Genomic DNA, 16,155 nt, shown 5'->3' with positions numbered 1-16,155 from the left:
CAATTAATTAAATACAAGCTCTATCTATAGGAGCAAAATACAAATACATTTTCATTACCTGCCTAATTGCTTGAGGATTCCACTATTAGGAATCCTCCTTTTTTGTAGCTCTGTCTCCGTTTTCATTATTTTTCCTTCAAATGAGTAGAATAAGCGAAAAAAGAAAAGCGTAAGCGTTCGCTAGTGCCTTTATTTTAAAAGGAATAGAAATCAAAGCTTGACTAGTCGAACTTTTACCACAAAACACTTTAATTAACTTTGACTTTTTAAAAATTACTAGAAAAAAACTCAAAAACGTATTTTCACTTACATTTCCTCTGGAGCTTCGATTCCTAATAATCTCAGGCTTTCTTGAAGGACAATCGTAACTGAGTATACAACTGCGAGTCTTGCCTGCTTCCCTTCTGTTTCAGCCAGAATCTTTACTTCGCCGTAATATGCGTTAAAAGCTTGGGCTAGATCGATTGCATACTTTGCTATTTGGGAAGGGTCATAAAGTTCAAGTGATTTTTGGACTGCAGCTGGAAATTCTGCCAGCTTTTTTACCAACTTCCATTCACATTTCCAATCTAATGAACTTAACTCCGCTTCTTCTGACAAAGGGATTTTCCCCTTCTTTAATATAGAACTTGCTCTTGCATAAGTATACTGAACATAAGGGCCAGTCTCTCCTTCAAACCGCAGCATGTCAGGTAATGAAAATTCAATATCGTTCATTCTAAAGTTCTTTAAGTCATGAAAAATGACAGCGCCAACTCCAACTTTTTTGGCGGTTTCCTTTTTCTCAAGCAGATTTGGATTTTTTTCTTCGATATTACGTAACGCCAGCTTGATCGACTCGGTTAGGACTTCTTCCAACAAAATAACTTTGCCTTTTCTCGTAGACATTTTCTTTCCATCTTTTAAAATCATGCCAAATGGAACATGATCCATTTGGTCTGACCAAGCATACCCCATCTTTTTAAGGACACTTTTTAGCTGTTTAAAATGAAGCGTTTGCTCATTTCCGACTACATAAAGAGATTTTTTGAAGTCATATTGGTGTTTGCGGTAAATTGCCGCCGCAAGGTCCCGGGTGGCATATAGTGTGGCACCATCTGATTTTTTAATTAGACAAGGTGGCAAATCTTCACCTGGCAAGGGTACTACCTTTGCATGATCAGATTCGACAAGGAGTCCGGTTTCTTCTAACTTCTCAACTACTTGATCCATTTTGTCATTATAAAAGGCTTCTCCTGCATATGAATCAAAGGAAACATTCAGCAGTTTATATATTCTAAAAAACTCTTTTAACGATTCATCCCGAAACCATTTCCATAATGACAAAGCTTCTTTATCCCCTTCTTCAAGCTTTTTAAACCATTGTCTTCCTTCCTCCACAAGTTTAGGATGTGTTTCTGCTTTTTCATGAAACTGAACATATAAAGTTAAAAGCTCTTGAATTGGCTGTCGTTTTACTTTTTCCTCATTTCCCCATAGCTTATATGCTGTTATTAATTTACCAAATTGTGTCCCCCAGTCGCCGATATAATTAATTTTCACTGGTTTAAATCCAAACTTTTCAATGATTAAGGAAAGAGAATGACCGATCACAGTTGAACGCAGGTGCCCCATTGAGAAAGGCTTTGCGATATTTGGAGAAGACATGTCGATCGTAATCCGGGCGCCTTTTCCTTTATTTTGTGATCCATATTTATCTTTCTTTTTAATTATTTCGTGAATGATTTTTTTTGCTACTGTTTTCTTCTTTAAAAAAATATTGATGTATCCACCTACTGCCTCTATTTTTTCATAATCGCTTGAATTTAATTTGCCGCTAATTTCTTTTGCAATAAGATGCGGAGATTTTTTTTCTTTCTTTGCCAAAGTGAAGCACGGAAAAGCTAAATCTCCAAAGTCATCATTTTTTGGTTTTTCAATTAACTGCTCTATTTTAGAGAATTCCATATCCTTCTCAATTACTTTAGAAAGGGATAATGCAAGCTTTTCTTTCCAAATCATTTTTCTTGTCTCCTTTTTCAATTTTTTGCTTTTGAAGTTAAACAGAAAGTTAAATAAATTCAACCGGTGTGTCTCCGATTATTTCGAGTCTCACATCCAACATTTCACCTCAAAAAGAGATTGCACAATGCTTCAATAATTTTTTGAAAAAAAACCTTAATACATAAAAAACCTCCCGTCTCTAAATAGAGACGAGAGGTTTATTTCCCGCGGTGCCACTCCAATTTGTTCTATAAAAGAACCTGCTTACATATGATAACGGGAGCCATATCCCGGCTTTCCATACTCATGTTTCAAGAAAGCATCCAAAAAGTGCGCTTCATTATCGATTTAGCATCAGGCTTACACTGTCCCTGATTCGCTGTGACTTTCATCAGATAATTACTCTCTTTTTCATTGATTTACTTATTTAGTTAATTGGTAGTATACCAAATCTCCAAGAAAATTCCAGTCTATTTTGTAAAAAATCAAATAATTAGGACAAACGGTTCTTTCGAAAATTTAAATTTTAACATATAATTTTATGAAACTTCCATAGAATTTACTCGATGGGTTTCTCTATTCCAACTTTTAAGGAGGAAATATAATGGAGAAAAAAATGCACTTAGTTCCTTACCTTGTGGAGGAAGTAGTTCAGCAAGCAAATGAAATCCCTCAAGGGGTGGACTTAATCCAGGCCCCAAAAATGTGGTCAAAAGGGTATACTGGGAAAAGTGTGACGATTGCCGTTCTTGATACAGGCTGTGACATTGAGCATCCAGACCTCAGCCATGCCATTACCGGCGGAAGAAATTTCACAGATGATGACGGCGGAAATCCTTCTATTTATCGAGATTACAATGGACATGGGACTCATGTTGCAGGCACTATTGCTGCCAAAGAAAATGAATCTGGAGTTGTTGGTGTAGCACCAGATGTTAACTTACTAATATTGAAAGTACTAGCAGGCAAAGAAGGCTCAGGGGCTTATGAATGGATTACGAATGCGATAAATTATGCTGTCGACCAAAAAGTTGATATTATCACAATGTCACTCGGAGGACCTGATAAAGCCACCTCTCTTCATCAAGCGATAAAGCGTGCTGTGAAAGAAAACATTTTAGTCGTTTGTGCTGCCGGGAATAACGGAGACAATAACCATCAAACCTCCGAGTTCTCGTATCCTGCCGGCTATAATGAAGTCATATCTGTCGGTGCGATTAATTTCGAGCGTAAATCTTCTTACTTTACAAACTCCAACAATGAAATCGACTTAGTTGCTCCTGGCGAAAATATTCTCTCATCTATTCCGGATGGCAAATATGCATCATACAGCGGGACATCAATGGCAGCCCCGCATGTTGCCGGCTCACTGGCTTTAATCAAAAATCAAACAGAAGATCAATTCGAGCGGAAATTCTCCGAACCTGAGTTGTATTCTCAGCTTATTAAAAGAACGCTGCCGCTTGGACACCCAAATTCATTAGAAGGAAATGGATTAGTTTATTTAACAACTCCTGATTTACTTGAAGAACAAGCAAGGCGGCTACAAGTTAGAACAAATAGAAGAATGGGATGGTTTTAGAATTTAGCTTTCCCAATAAAACAGGCTGACTTTTGATGAGTCAGCTTTTTTCATTAATTTAATTATTTGAATCAACCGCGATTCAATTCCGGATGGACGAATTGCCTAATTTACCGGATTGTCACTTGAATTGGACGAATTTTCGATTCATTAGTCGGATTCCCTAATTGGCCGGCCGAATTAGTATTTATCATTAGGACTTTAATACACTCTTTTTCCATCTATCCATGTCTCTATTACCTCAATGTGACGCAATTCTTTAGCATCAACCTCATGAGGATGGTGGGACAACAAAACAAAATCGGCGGGAAAGCCTTTTTCGATTTTGCCTTTTCGATCATTTGTAAGTTCAAGTTCAACCGGTGTTGTGGTGAAGGCATAATAGGATTCATCAAGTGACAATTTTTCCTTCGGCATCCAGCCTCCTTCTGGCTGGTGATGTTTATCTGTTCGATTTACTGCCGCGAATATCGTTTCAAACGGGTTTAGTTCACCAATCGGGCAATCAGAGCTTAAGGTAAATGGAATATTCCGTCTTTGCATAGTCCCGAATGCATCACAATAGGGTGCCAGTTCCTTTCCTGCCCACTTCTCTTTCTTATTCCATTCTTTCAGCAAAAATGACGGCTGTGTTTCAATATATGGCTTTACTCTTTCCAGTTTTTCAATAAGGTCTGGTCCCAGGGTTTGAGCATGAACGATTCGATGGTTTAATTGATTTGTTTTTGCCTCATTCTGCTCGAGAGCTTCAAGGGCTTGTTCGACTGCTCGATCTCCGATAGCATGCATCGCAACCTGCATATTCTCACTACCCGCAATCTGCAGCATCTCATTTAATTGTTGTTGGGTATAAATGCAATTCCCATAAGTTTGAGGTTTATCATGATAAGGAAATCTCATAGCAGCGGTATGCAGACGCTGCGTCCCATCAAGAAAGATTTTTATGGCACCTACCTTTACCTTTGTGCTTCCTTGACCAGTGCGCTTATCCACCTCCTTTATAAACCTCTTCAAATCTTCTTCATTAAATATATAATGATGCAGAAAGACAGTGATTGGAAGCTTCCCTTCTTCCTCCAGCTCCCGATAAGCCCTCCATAACCTGTCATAGCTGCCTATGAAATTGAGGTCATCTGTATGGACTGTTGTAATCCCGAATTGCAGCAGGTGGGGGATGGCTTTTTCGATGGCAAGCTTTGCATCTTCAACCGTGCGATCTAAAAAATGGCGTTTAATATAATGGACAGCTGTGTCCTTAAATCGTCCATTCCAGTTTCCATGATCATCTGTTTCCTTAAAATCGTCTGGCTCTAATTTAAAATTTTCCTCTTCCTTTAGCAAATCTAGCACTTTATCATTTACGACACATTCATGGCCATCTTGATGAAGAAAAAATATCTTTTTATTGAGATGAATTTGATCAAGATCTTTCGCAGTTAAATACGAAGCAATGTCATCAAATTTTGCATCATCAAAGCCTTTCCCGCTTATCCAATCATGCTCCTCCATTTCAGAATGAAATTCAGCGACTTCTTCTTTCATCATTTCCCAGCTGTCTACATGCCTTAAATCAAGTTCTTTTTTCAAAAGACCATAGCGAAGCAAATGCATATGAGAATCAATAAAAGATGGAGCTATTGTTCGTTCGTTTGCCTCTATAATATGCTCTCCAATCTCATCTGTTTTCCCTTTTCTTATTTCTTCTATTTTTCCTTTTTCAAAGCGGACATGATAAATGTCATCTGAATGGTAATGACTATAAGGCTGATAGATTCTAACATTATTAATAATCATTTCTTTTTCACTCCCTATGTAAAAGGACTACTCCTTATCTGAATTTCCCGTCTATTCTTGTTCTAAACACCCTTTAATGTTTAAGCTTTTTGAAGTCGTGGAAGGAGTCAATTAACAACATAATGAGGAGGATTTTTTTATGCAACCATTCAACCTATATATTAATGGCCATTATACGGAATCTGAATCTAGTGAAACTATTGATGTCTTGAATCCTTCTACAGGTGATGTCATTTCAAAAATTGCTAATGGTACAGAAGAAGATGCGAATAAAGCAATCGAAGCGGCTGATCGCGCTCAAAAAGAGTGGGAAAAAGTATCGCCGGTTGAAAGAGGAAAAATCGTTCGCCAAATTGGAGATCGGCTTGAACAGAAAAAAGACACATTTATTAAGCTTTTGCAGGAGGAACAAGGAAAACCGTACGACCAGGCGGAAGCTGAAGTAGATACTGCAATTGATTATTTTAGATATATGGCAGACTGGGCAAGGCGGATGGATGGCGAAATTGTCCAAAGCGATCGACCGAACGAAAATATTTTTATTTATCGCCGCCCTATTGGTGTTGTAGCCGGAATAGTTCCTTGGAATTTTCCTGTGTTTATTTTAGCGCGCAAGGTCGCAACCGCTCTTGTCACAGGCTGTACTATCGTTTTAAAACCAAGTCAGCAAACTCCAAATACAGCGAATGAGTTTACGAAGATTATTCATGAATTAAATCTGCCTAAAGGAGTATACAACTTTATTACAGGAAAAGGCTCGACGATCGGAAATGCGATGGCGTCTCATCCTAAGGTCGGCATGGTGACGATGACCGGGAGTATTAAAGCAGGCCAAAAAGTGATGGAAGCCGCTGCCAAAAACATTACAAAAGTAAACCTTGAGTTGGGCGGAAAAGCACCTGCAATTGTGACAGAGAATGCAGATCTGGATTTAGCGATAGAGAACATTAAACAATCACGATTAACAAATGCCGGTCAGGCATGTACAAATGCGGAAAGAGTCTATGTTCACCGTATGATAGCAGATTCTTTTATTAAGAAATTAACAGACGCGATGAAAGAAGTAACAATAGGTAATCCGCTTGATTCGAGAGATATTGATATGGGACCGCTCATAAGCGAAGATCGTTTAAAAACCGTCGATGAAATGGTCCAAAATGCTCGCAAGGATGGAGCAGAAGTTTTAACAGGAGGCAGTCAAGTAGATCGTAAAAACGGTTATTATTATGAGCCAACAATTCTCACAAACGTAACGCAAGACATGGAAATTATTCAGGAGGAGATTTTCGGGCCCGTCTTACCTGTTATCATTTATGACAATCTCGAAGAGGCCATCACCATGGCAAATGATACAAAATATGGACTCTCCTCCTCTGTTTACACGGAAAACCTTCATGAAGCCATGCACGTTGTGAATTCTCTTAAATTCGGCGAAACCTTTATCAACAGAGAAAACTTCGAAGCCATCCAAGGATACCACGCCGGAATGAGACAATCGGGCCTTGGAGGCGCAGACGGAAAACACGGAATGGAGGACTACCTCCACACACATGTAGCGTACTTTCAATATAAGAATGAATTATAAAAAGGTTAAAAGAGAAGTTTAAAAAGCAATCGGTAAAATCACCGATTGCTTCTTTTTAATTTAAGGTAACAAGCTTTTATTGAAGATTACTTTAAAGCCTTTAATCGCCAGACATGGCTTTGAAAATCACCATTCAGTTCTGTTGGTACGCTTAAACCAACAAACTCAAGCTCATCTCCTCCATAAATGTCATTTGTGTTTTCCACCTTATAGGACTTTAATGGATCAAGTCCTTTTACTTTGAAGCTCTCAAACGGACTGTTCGCTTCAGATAATAGTCGAAAATAAAAGACAATTGCTTCATCTTTATCTTTATTTATAAATGCCCATGCTGCCTCATTGTTTTCGAATGGACTTATCAGCCTGTAGAAATCGCCAAATTGAATAAGCTTTCTTATTTCTTTATAGGTTGAAACCTGCTTCTTAACTACTTCTTTTTCTTTTTCAGTTAACTTTGATAAATCGAGCTCGTACCCTAAATTTCCTGACATTGCCGCGTCTCCGCGAATATCTAAAGAAGTATAGCGATGAACTTGATGATTCGGAATATCTGAAACGTGCGATCCCATTGAACTAATTGGATAAACGAGACTTGTTCCGTATTGAATCTTCAAGCGTGAAATCGCATCTGTGTTATCACTTGTCCATGTTTGCGGCATGTAATAAAGAATTCCCGGATCAAAGCGTCCGCCGCCTCCAGAGCAGCTTTCAAACAAGACATGCGGAAACGCTGCAGTGATTTCATCCATCACTCTATATAAGCCAAGCATATATCGATGAGCTGTTTCTCTCTGTTGATCAGGGGGAAGAATAGCTGAACCAATTTCTGTCATATGTCGGTTCATATCCCATTTCACATAGGTTATTGGACAACTAGCCAAAATGTCAGATACCATTTTTATCATTTCATCACAAACATCTTTTCTTGAAAAATCAAGAACCAGCTGATTTCTGCTTTCAGAGCGCGTGCGATTCGGTACATGCAGACACCAATCCGGATGTTTTCTGTATAGATCACTATTGACAGAAATCATCTCCGGCTCAAACCATAATCCAAATTCCATGTCCATGTTCCGGACGCGGTTTACCAAATCCTCAAGACCGCTTGGTAATTTACCTTTATCGACAAACCAATCTCCAAGTGATGATGTATCATCATCACGTTTACCAAACCAACCATCATCTAAGACAAATAGTTCGATCCCTAATTCTTTACCAGCTTTAGCAATTTGTTCGATCTTATCGGCATTGAAATCAAAATAGGTGGCTTCCCAGTTATTAATTAAAATCGGACGCTCTTTATCCCTGAATGTCCCTCTGCATAGACGTGTACGATAGAGATCATGGAACGTTCTTGACATACCGCCCAGACCTTCATGCGAATAGACCATTACCGCCTCTGGACATTGAAAGCTTTCACCAGGGTTTAGCTTCCAGTTAAAATCAAACGGGTTAATGCCTAAAGAAACTCTCGTGTTATTAAACTGGTCAACCTCAGCCTGTGCTAAGAAATTACCACTGTATACAAGATTCAAACCAAAGACTTCTCCATTGTCTTCATTCGTACCTTTTCGTAATAATGCAACGAATGGATTGTGTTGATGACTGCTTGCCCCTCTCCGGCTTTCAACAGATTGAATACCTGACCTGAGCGGTTGTCTCTCTATGTGACGCTCTCTCCCCCATGCACCAGGGAGATGGAGAAAATCAAAATCAGCATCACGGAAATCAATATTTACACTTAATGCTCTTTTTAGATCAACTGACGCGGATCCGGTATTTATTATTTTTGCCGTTCTGGTGATAACATTTCGCTGTTCATAAACTGTATAAGTCAATAGTACGCTTATGTCTGCTATCTGATCCTCGAGGGTGATTTCAAGAGTTTCTGCTTCGTTTTTATCCTCTGCGTATACTGCCGGCAGGCCTTCAAGCGCCGGCTTTCCTTTATAGATGACATGTGATTTGTAGCGTAAGTCTGTAACAGTCGTACCATTATCAAGCTGCAGTTGATAGGCAGGATTTCTATAATCTGTATTCCCATATCCAGGATACTCCTGTGGCAATGTGTCAAGAGAAAATGTACGATCTATTGACGGATAGGGATTTCCTGAAAAGGCACGATCGACAAACTGCAGCTTATTGGAATGATTGTATTGATTTATTTTTCGTCCCCAATATAAATGCGATAAATATCCATCGCGAATAATTTGCATCACATAGCTTGTATCGTTTGCTTGTAAATGAAAGATGTTTTGTTTTTCCTCAAAAATAATTGCCATTTGCTTTTTCACTCCGTTTCAATTTTCTGCTTATAAAGGCATTTCATTATACGAATTATTATTTTATTGCTCCCCTTGTCACACCACCGATAATCCATTTTTGTGCGATGACATAGACAATAACCATTGGTGATAATGCTAATAGATAGGAAGCAAATGCTAAATTAACATCTGTCGCAAATTGCGACTGGAAAATGTATTGAACCAATGGAAGAGTAGAATGTTCCTGGTCACTTAAGATAATTAATGGCAGCAAAAAGTCATTCCATGCCCATAAACAAGTTAAAATTCCAACTGTAGCATTTATAGGAGTTAATAACGGAAATATCACCTTCCAAAACACACCCCATGTGCTGCATCCATCAACAATTGCTGCCTCCTCAAGCTCTATCGGGATCGACCGTATATACCCTACATAAATAAATGTATTAAAGGCCATACCGTAAACAATATATAAAAAGATTAATCCATTTGGATCTGTCATCCCAAGACTGGAAGTAAGCTTTATAACTGGTAACATAATTATAGGAAATGGAATAAATAAAGCACCAACAAAATAGTAATACAAACCTTTAAAAAATTTCCGGTGCAGATTTCTGGCAATGACATAAGCAACCATTGAGTTAGTCAGAATTGTAAAAACAAGTGTAAGAACCGTAATATAGGCACTATTCTTAAATGCATGAAAGAAGTTTGTTGCTTCAATCGCATTTGCAAAGTTTTCAAAATGGAACCCGAGCGGTAGTGACAGCACTGAATTTGCCAGCTCTTCTGGTGTTTTTAATGCAATCGAAATCGCAATATACAAAGGAAAAATGATAAACAACGAACCTAAAGCTATTAATATGGTCACAGTCCAATTCGTTTTTTTCTGTTTCATTACATGTCAATCTCCCTTCTTTGAAGCACTTTAATTTGAAAAATAGATATCAACATGATGACAATAAAGTAAATGACTGAGTTGGCAGATTGATAGGCAAACTCTCCACCTTGGAAGCCTCCCTTATAAATGAGAACCGAAATCGCTTCCGTTGCCCGGCCCGGTCCGCCATTGGTCAACGCTATTACCTGGTCGAATACCATTAAGAAATTTTTCATGGCAAGAACCATATTAATCGTAAAGAAAGGTGCAATCATTGGGAATGTTATTTTCCAAAATTCCTGCAATTTGTTGGCGCCATCAAGACTTGATGCTTCATATAATTCATTTGGCACCGTTTGAAGCCCTGCTAAATATAAAATGACATTTAACGCACATGCTTGCCAAACCGCCACAAGAACGATTCCGATCCAAGCTAAATTTCCATTACCCAATATATTTGTCGAAAGAAAACCAATATTTAGCTGTTCACCAAATTTCGGAACAATGTTTGAAAAAATATAGTTAAAGATGTAGCCGACAATTAACACACCAAGAACGTTTGGTAAAAAGTAAACAGCTCTGAAAAAATTTTTAAATTTTATCTTTGCATTTAAGCCAATGGCAATTAAAAGACTTAAGATATTCACTAGTATTGTCGATAAAATCGCAAATTTAAATGTAAAAGCATAGGAATTAAATATATTTTCGTCTTTAAATAAATTTAAATAGTTTTTAAATCCTATAAAGTCATATTCAAAACTTAAGCCGTCCCAGTTCGTAAATGAATAATATACACCTTGTAAGGCGGGAAGTGTGTGAAAGACGGCAAAGAGTAAAACGCCAGGCAACGCCATTAAATAGATTGTGATATTTTTCATTTTCATAGTTTTTTCCTTCCCTTTTAGTTGATTAGAGGAATGTTCATTAGATAACCATTAACTTTTTTATGGTTTCAAAAAGTTTAAGTAGATTAAAGTATTAGTGCATTAAAGTTAGTTATCATTGTCCAGCGCAGGTGGACACGTCCTGGTACCGGCAGGCATAAGGAAGTGACGTCTTTGCCGGCCAGGCGCCAGCGGCCCTTAGTTCATAAGCCAATCCGCCCGAAAAGGGTTAAGAACAACTTTCTGCCAGCTCGCCCGAATGCTTGTCGCTGAAGGACTAGCGCCCCTGAGCTTTTCGTTCTGTTCCCTTTTTATTGACGGTCCTGTACTTTTGACCATTCTTTATCAAGAGTCTTTAAAAATTGATCAACATCTTTTTTCTGTGTTAACACTTGCAGCTGTTTTTCGAGTCCTACTGCAATTGGTACATAGTGATCAGGAAAGTCAAGAAGTTCGCCTTTTTCAATACTAGCTTTTAAGCCCTCTAAAACAGGGTCTTCCTGGACAACGCTTTTTTTCGCTGAAAATGCGTTCTGCTGATTAATATATGTTTTTATATTTTCATCGTCTAATAGAAACTCAACGAATTTTTTAGCTTCTTCAGGATGTTCTGATGTCGTCGGAAACGCAAGTAATAAGTCCACTCCTGAAACTAATTTGGATCCACCAGGTTTATTTGTTACAGGGTAGGGGAAAACTCCAAGATTAATGTCAGGATTTGCTTTTTTTATTTCAGGAATTGCCCAAATCCCTTGGAGATACATGGCTGATTCACCTTTAGCAAAAGCAATGTTTCCATCAGAATATGCTCTTCCATACTGGGCTTTATGACCATATTCAACTAGTTTTAACAGCTTCTCCGCTGCCTCCTTATGACCTTTTGCAAATGTTGTTTCCCCTTTTCTCAAATCCTGATAAAACGTTTCTCCTTGTGTGTTGGCTGCAAGGGCATTATAGGATGGAAGGGTTGTCCATGCATCTTTAAAGGTAAAGTAAAATGGAATTTTTCCTGCTGCCTTTATCGTTTCGGCTGTTTTAATAAATTCATCCCATGTAGTTGGTACTTCAAGTCCCAATTCTTTGAAAATATCTTTATTATAAATAACCGCACTCGCGTTAGCTGCGTATGGAACCGCATACACTTCCTCTACAGCCGGAACTTCTTTCATCATTTGAACATAATCAGGTTGGATATCCTTTAACAATTCATTACCAGTAAGATCTTTAAATATTTTTGCGTTAGCCAAATCGGCAAAAGTAAAGTTTGCTCCAATTCCGATAACATCAGGAATTTCACGCTTCACAACGCGCATTTTCAAGACTGTTTCGGAATCAGGTGGATTTGATTGAACAACATCAATTCCAGGGTTCTCTTCTTCAAATTTTTCAATTAATTGATCGAATGTTCCTTTTGCTTCGGTTTTATAATGGAAAAATTCAATTTTAATTTTATCACTAGATTCATTAGCTGCATTATTTCCACAGCCTGATAGGCTTGCGAGAGTTAAAAAGCTAGTCAATAGTAAAGTCACTGTTTTCCTCATTTTAATTTCCCCCCTACATTAAGTAACCGTTTTCTTAATCCTATAAAAACGAGGTGAAAACTTTATCAAAGTGAACCCATTCAACCTCTTATCCTTTCAAACCTTATTTGCCTGACAACTATCTCTAATAACCAGCTCTGTCCCAAGAATAGACCTTATAGGAATGTTTCTGCCATTAAATCGATCATATAAAAGCCTGGCTGCTACCTTTCCCATCTCGCCTGTATGAACCTTTACAGTTGAAAGCGGCGGATTTAAAAATTCTGCTGCCTCAATATCATCAAAACTAATAATCGAAATATCTTGAGGCACTATAATCCCTGATTCATGAAGAGCACGCATTGCCCCAATTGCCATCGGATCACTTGCAATCACCATTGCACTTGGTAAATTGCCTTTGTTGATAACCTCTTTCATTAGTTGATATCCACCGCTTGCTCCCCATTCACCAATATAAACATGCTCTTGATCATACAGCTCTTTTCTTCTCATGACATTTTCGAAAGCGATTCTTCTAATATCTTCAACTTCTTCTGAAGGTTGTTTTTCATCAAGTTTTATAAGTGTATCTTTCCCTCCAAGAAATCCAATATTAGTATGATTTAGTTGAAACAGATACTCTAATACATCTTCTGTTGCTGTATCAAATCCTGACGCAACAACATCATAATTCTTTAAATACGGGAAATGGTTTACAAAGACAACATGCTTATTACTCTCCAAAAATTCTTTCAAGCAATTGGGATCGATTCCTCCAATCACAATCAAGCCATCTAAATTTTCTATATCTTTTAAGGATGCATCATTACCTGCTCTGATAATCTTTTTAATAGTGAACGGAAGTGTTTCGCAAGCAATCTCCACCCCAAGACGAATAGACATAAAATATGGATCATTCACCTCTTCTTCCTGAGTAATGACTGAAATAATCCCAATATTGTATAACTCAGAAGGCTCATCGGAAATCTTTTTGGAAGTTTTTCTTTTTCTTGAAGGCTTATAGTTTAACAAATCTGCTGCATCTAATACTCTGTTCCTTGTATCCTCAGCTACCGATAAAGATGGATCATTATTTAAAATTCTGGAAACTGTGGCACTTGATACATTTGCTTCATTCGCAATATCTCTTATCGTTGTCATATTATCACCATACAATTTAGTAAATTTTACTTTCTGTATTCTTACAGTAATGCGTTTTCATTTTTGATTTTAACAGGATTTTTGTCATTATACAACAAAATTATAATATTTTACTTATAATTTACTATTTATTTTATTTAATTTACCATTTATTTTACTAAATTTTTATAATTGCTTTTTTTATTATTTTGTTTTTTCGTAAAACTATTCACACTTATGTTTTAACTGGAAGGTTAAATCCTCTTAAGTTATGATTTTTTTGAAAAATATCAGGTTGGCTGAGGTACAATACAGACTGCTTTAAAAAAAATTAGAAGAAGATAAGTGTATAAAACTTGAGCCTGGGAGGTCATCTTGGTACATTTCTAAGATCTGAATTTATCCAATTTAGTAAAGGTTTCAGGAGCAAATCAGATAACAGGAGTCATGCCGCTTCCTTATTCAAAAAAGTATGAAGGGCTGGCAGCTGATCTGAATTTATGAGAGGATCTGAAATTCGCCTTTATTGAGTAAGAACTAGGAAGATAGAACTTTGCTCTTGTTTCCAAGTTTTCCGCAATATAAGAACTAAAAAAAGAAAACAATCTTAAAATTGCTTTGAAATTTGGTGTTAAGACTTATGTATCAGAACATGCAGGTATAAAATGGAATGAAAGTAGGTGTGGACAGTTTTTCCACAGATCAAAAAATAGTAACGAAGGCAGAATCAAAAGTAATGATAGAATAATTAATAGAATTGATTTCAAATAACCTTCCTTCAAGCTTTAATTTTACTCAATAACGATTTTAACAGATGGAATTGGTGGGAGTATGGTGAATTTCGCCACTAACATGCCCCCATTTCCCACCATAATACCTATTTATCCCGATATTTGCACCATCACCTGGATATTTACATCATTATCCGAATATTTGCACCGTCACCGCTTTCCACATGTGTCGACTCTAGCATAACTGCCCTACTAAAGATAACAGAAAATAAATTTTTACACATAAGTTAAAATAAGTCGTTCTAAGGTAACTTCGTTTCACCCATTAAATATTTGTCACATTCCCTGGCAGCCTCTCGACCTTCATTGATCGCCCAAACTATAAGACTTTGTCCGCGGCGCATATCACCGGCAGCAAAAACGCCTTTGATGTTGGTCTTATATTTTCCATATTCAGCTTTTACATTTGAACGTTCATCTGTTTCAACATCAAGTTTTTGCAGGAAACTTTGCTCAGGTCCAGTAAATCCTATCGCAAGTAACACTAACTGAGCAGGCCATACTTTTTCTGTACCAGGAATCTCTTTTCGAACTCGTCGCCCATTTTCATCCATTGTTGTTTCTACATTAATAGTATGGACTTCTTTGACTTGCCCGTTTTCATCCCCAACAAACTTTTTCGTCATCACGGCATAGGCACGTGGATCTTCTCCAAAGACAGCCGCTGCTTCTTTTTGACCATATTCAACTCGATGAATCACTGGCCACTGCGGCCAAGGATTATCATCAGCTCGAGTGTCACCTTTTTTCTCATAAATATCAAACTGTGTTAAACTTTTGCATTTATGTCTAATTGAAGTAGCTAAACAATCAGTCCCTGTATCCCCTCCACCAATGACAATGACATCTTTATCTTTTGCTGATATATAGTCGCCATTTTCAAGATTTGAGTCTAATAAACTTTTCGTATTAGCATGGAGAAAGTCCATTGCATAATGAATCCCTTTTAACTCTCTCCCGTCCACCTGTAAATCGCGATGCTTTGTAGCCCCACCGCAAAGAACCACAGCATCAAATTCTGTTTGAAGAGTAGAAATTGGGTAATCATTTCCTACTACTGTATTTGTCACAAACGTAATTCCTTCTGCTTTCAGAAGATTTACACGTCGCTCGACAACAGCATAAGGAAGCTTCATTTCAGGTATTCCATATGTTAAAAGACCCCCAACGCGGTCATGACGTTCAAATACAGTTACCTTATGTCCTGCTTTGTTAAGTTGAGCGCCGCACGCCAAACCTGCTGGTCCAGAGCCAACGATTGCCACCTTTTTATCAGTTCTGATTTCTGGAGGCTCTGGCTTCACCCATCCTTCCTTAAATCCTTTTTCAATAATTTCTAATTCAATTGAACGTATTGCAACCGGTGGCTCATTTATACCGAGAACACATGCACCTTCACAGGGTGCCGGGCAAGCCATCCCTGTAAATTCAGGAAAGTTATTCATTCTATGCTCTCGTTTTAAGGCCTCTTGCCATTGCCCTTGAAAAACTAAATCGTTCCACTCTGGTATTAAGTGATTGACGGGACAACCAGAAGTCATCTCGTTTAATATCGTACCTGTATGACAGGTTGGAATCCCGCAATCCATACAACGAGCACCCTGTTGTTTTAGCACTTTTTCATCAAGCGGCAACGTATAAACGTCCCAATCATTCGTTCGTGTTACAGGGTCACGTTCGGGTCGTGTTTGACGTTGATAGTCTATAAAACCCGTTGGCTTTCCCATCG

At 37.9% G+C, this 16,155-nt stretch carries 10 protein-coding genes and 1 other annotated feature; of the genes, 2 read left to right on the top strand and 8 right to left on the bottom strand.

What is annotated here, in order from left to right; genetic code table 11:
- Positions 1-306: 306 nt before the first annotated feature.
- Positions 307-2,001 (bottom strand): arginine--tRNA ligase, encoded by a 1,695-nt coding sequence (gene argS / locus IC621_RS08775; RefSeq protein ID WP_191157832.1) that lies wholly within the window; start codon positions 1,999-2,001, stop codon positions 307-309.
- Positions 2,002-2,185: 184 nt separating this feature from the next.
- Positions 2,186-2,407 (bottom strand) — a binding site (T-box leader).
- A 180-nt stretch (positions 2,408-2,587) separates the two neighbouring features.
- Here argS and IC621_RS08770 point away from each other — a divergent pair.
- Entirely contained in the window at positions 2,588-3,565 is a 978-nt protein-coding gene (locus IC621_RS08770) for a S8 family peptidase (RefSeq protein WP_191157831.1), read from the top strand.
- A gap of 201 nt (positions 3,566-3,766) precedes the next feature.
- Here IC621_RS08770 and IC621_RS08765 read toward each other — a convergent pair whose 3' ends face one another.
- Positions 3,767-5,359, bottom strand: a complete 1,593-nt coding sequence (locus tag IC621_RS08765; RefSeq protein ID WP_191157830.1) for an amidohydrolase — start codon at positions 5,357-5,359, stop codon at positions 3,767-3,769.
- Between the two features lie 139 nt (positions 5,360-5,498).
- On the opposite strand from IC621_RS08765, the gene aldA reads away from it, so the two are divergent.
- A complete protein-coding gene (gene aldA, locus IC621_RS08760) occupies positions 5,499-6,944 on the top strand; it encodes an aldehyde dehydrogenase (RefSeq protein ID WP_191157829.1) in 1,446 nt (481 codons plus the stop codon).
- Between the two features lie 86 nt (positions 6,945-7,030).
- Here aldA and IC621_RS08755 read toward each other — a convergent pair whose 3' ends face one another.
- From IC621_RS08755 to IC621_RS08725, 6 genes are all read right to left on the bottom strand, one after another.
- Positions 7,031-9,226, bottom strand: coding sequence for an alpha-galactosidase (locus IC621_RS08755; protein WP_191157828.1), 2,196 nt, complete (start codon positions 9,224-9,226; stop codon positions 7,031-7,033).
- A 58-nt stretch (positions 9,227-9,284) separates the two neighbouring features.
- Positions 9,285-10,106: a carbohydrate ABC transporter permease gene (locus IC621_RS08750; RefSeq protein ID WP_191157826.1), complete on the bottom strand. Its 822-nt coding sequence runs from the start codon at positions 10,104-10,106 to the stop codon at positions 9,285-9,287.
- Positions 10,106-10,972, bottom strand: coding sequence for a carbohydrate ABC transporter permease (locus tag IC621_RS08745; protein WP_191157824.1), 867 nt, complete (start codon positions 10,970-10,972; stop codon positions 10,106-10,108). The genes IC621_RS08750 and IC621_RS08745 overlap by 1 nt, the downstream gene beginning before the upstream one ends.
- 311 nt (positions 10,973-11,283) lie before the next feature.
- Entirely contained in the window at positions 11,284-12,516 is a 1,233-nt protein-coding gene (locus IC621_RS08740; protein WP_191157822.1) for an ABC transporter substrate-binding protein, read from the bottom strand.
- Positions 12,517-12,612: 96 nt separating this feature from the next.
- On the bottom strand, positions 12,613-13,656 hold the full coding sequence (locus tag IC621_RS08735; protein ID WP_191157820.1) for a LacI family DNA-binding transcriptional regulator: 1,044 nt from the start codon (positions 13,654-13,656) through the stop codon (positions 12,613-12,615).
- A 1,012-nt stretch (positions 13,657-14,668) separates the two neighbouring features.
- Entirely contained in the window at positions 14,669-16,153 is a 1,485-nt protein-coding gene (locus IC621_RS08725; protein WP_191157818.1) for a glutamate synthase subunit beta, read from the bottom strand.
- Between the last annotated feature and the right edge of the window lie 2 nt (positions 16,154-16,155).

Source organism: Metabacillus arenae, assembly GCF_014773385.1.
GTDB lineage: Bacteria > Bacillota > Bacilli > Bacillales > Bacillaceae > Metabacillus_D > Metabacillus_D arenae.
The sequence above is the reverse complement of the archived record's forward strand: the minus strand, read 5'-3'. Positions and strand labels throughout refer to the sequence as shown.

Coding starts and splice junctions, on each gene's coding strand:
- IC621_RS08735 (WP_191157820.1), bottom strand. CDS start 13,656: ATGACAACGATAAGAGATATTGCGAATGAAGCAAATGTATCAAGTGCC.
- argS (WP_191157832.1), bottom strand. CDS start 2,001: ATGATTTGGAAAGAAAAGCTTGCATTATCCCTTTCTAAAGTAATTGAG.
- IC621_RS08745 (WP_191157824.1), bottom strand. CDS start 10,972: ATGAAAATGAAAAATATCACAATCTATTTAATGGCGTTGCCTGGCGTT.
- IC621_RS08765 (WP_191157830.1), bottom strand. CDS start 5,359: ATGATTATTAATAATGTTAGAATCTATCAGCCTTATAGTCATTACCAT.
- IC621_RS08770 (WP_191157831.1), top strand. CDS start 2,588: ATGGAGAAAAAAATGCACTTAGTTCCTTACCTTGTGGAGGAAGTAGTT.
- IC621_RS08750 (WP_191157826.1), bottom strand. CDS start 10,106: ATGAAACAGAAAAAAACGAATTGGACTGTGACCATATTAATAGCTTTA.
- aldA (WP_191157829.1), top strand. CDS start 5,499: ATGCAACCATTCAACCTATATATTAATGGCCATTATACGGAATCTGAA.
- IC621_RS08740 (WP_191157822.1), bottom strand. CDS start 12,516: ATGAGGAAAACAGTGACTTTACTATTGACTAGCTTTTTAACTCTCGCA.
- IC621_RS08725 (WP_191157818.1), bottom strand. CDS start 16,153: ATGGGAAAGCCAACGGGTTTTATAGACTATCAACGTCAAACACGACCC.
- IC621_RS08755 (WP_191157828.1), bottom strand. CDS start 9,226: ATGGCAATTATTTTTGAGGAAAAACAAAACATCTTTCATTTACAAGCA.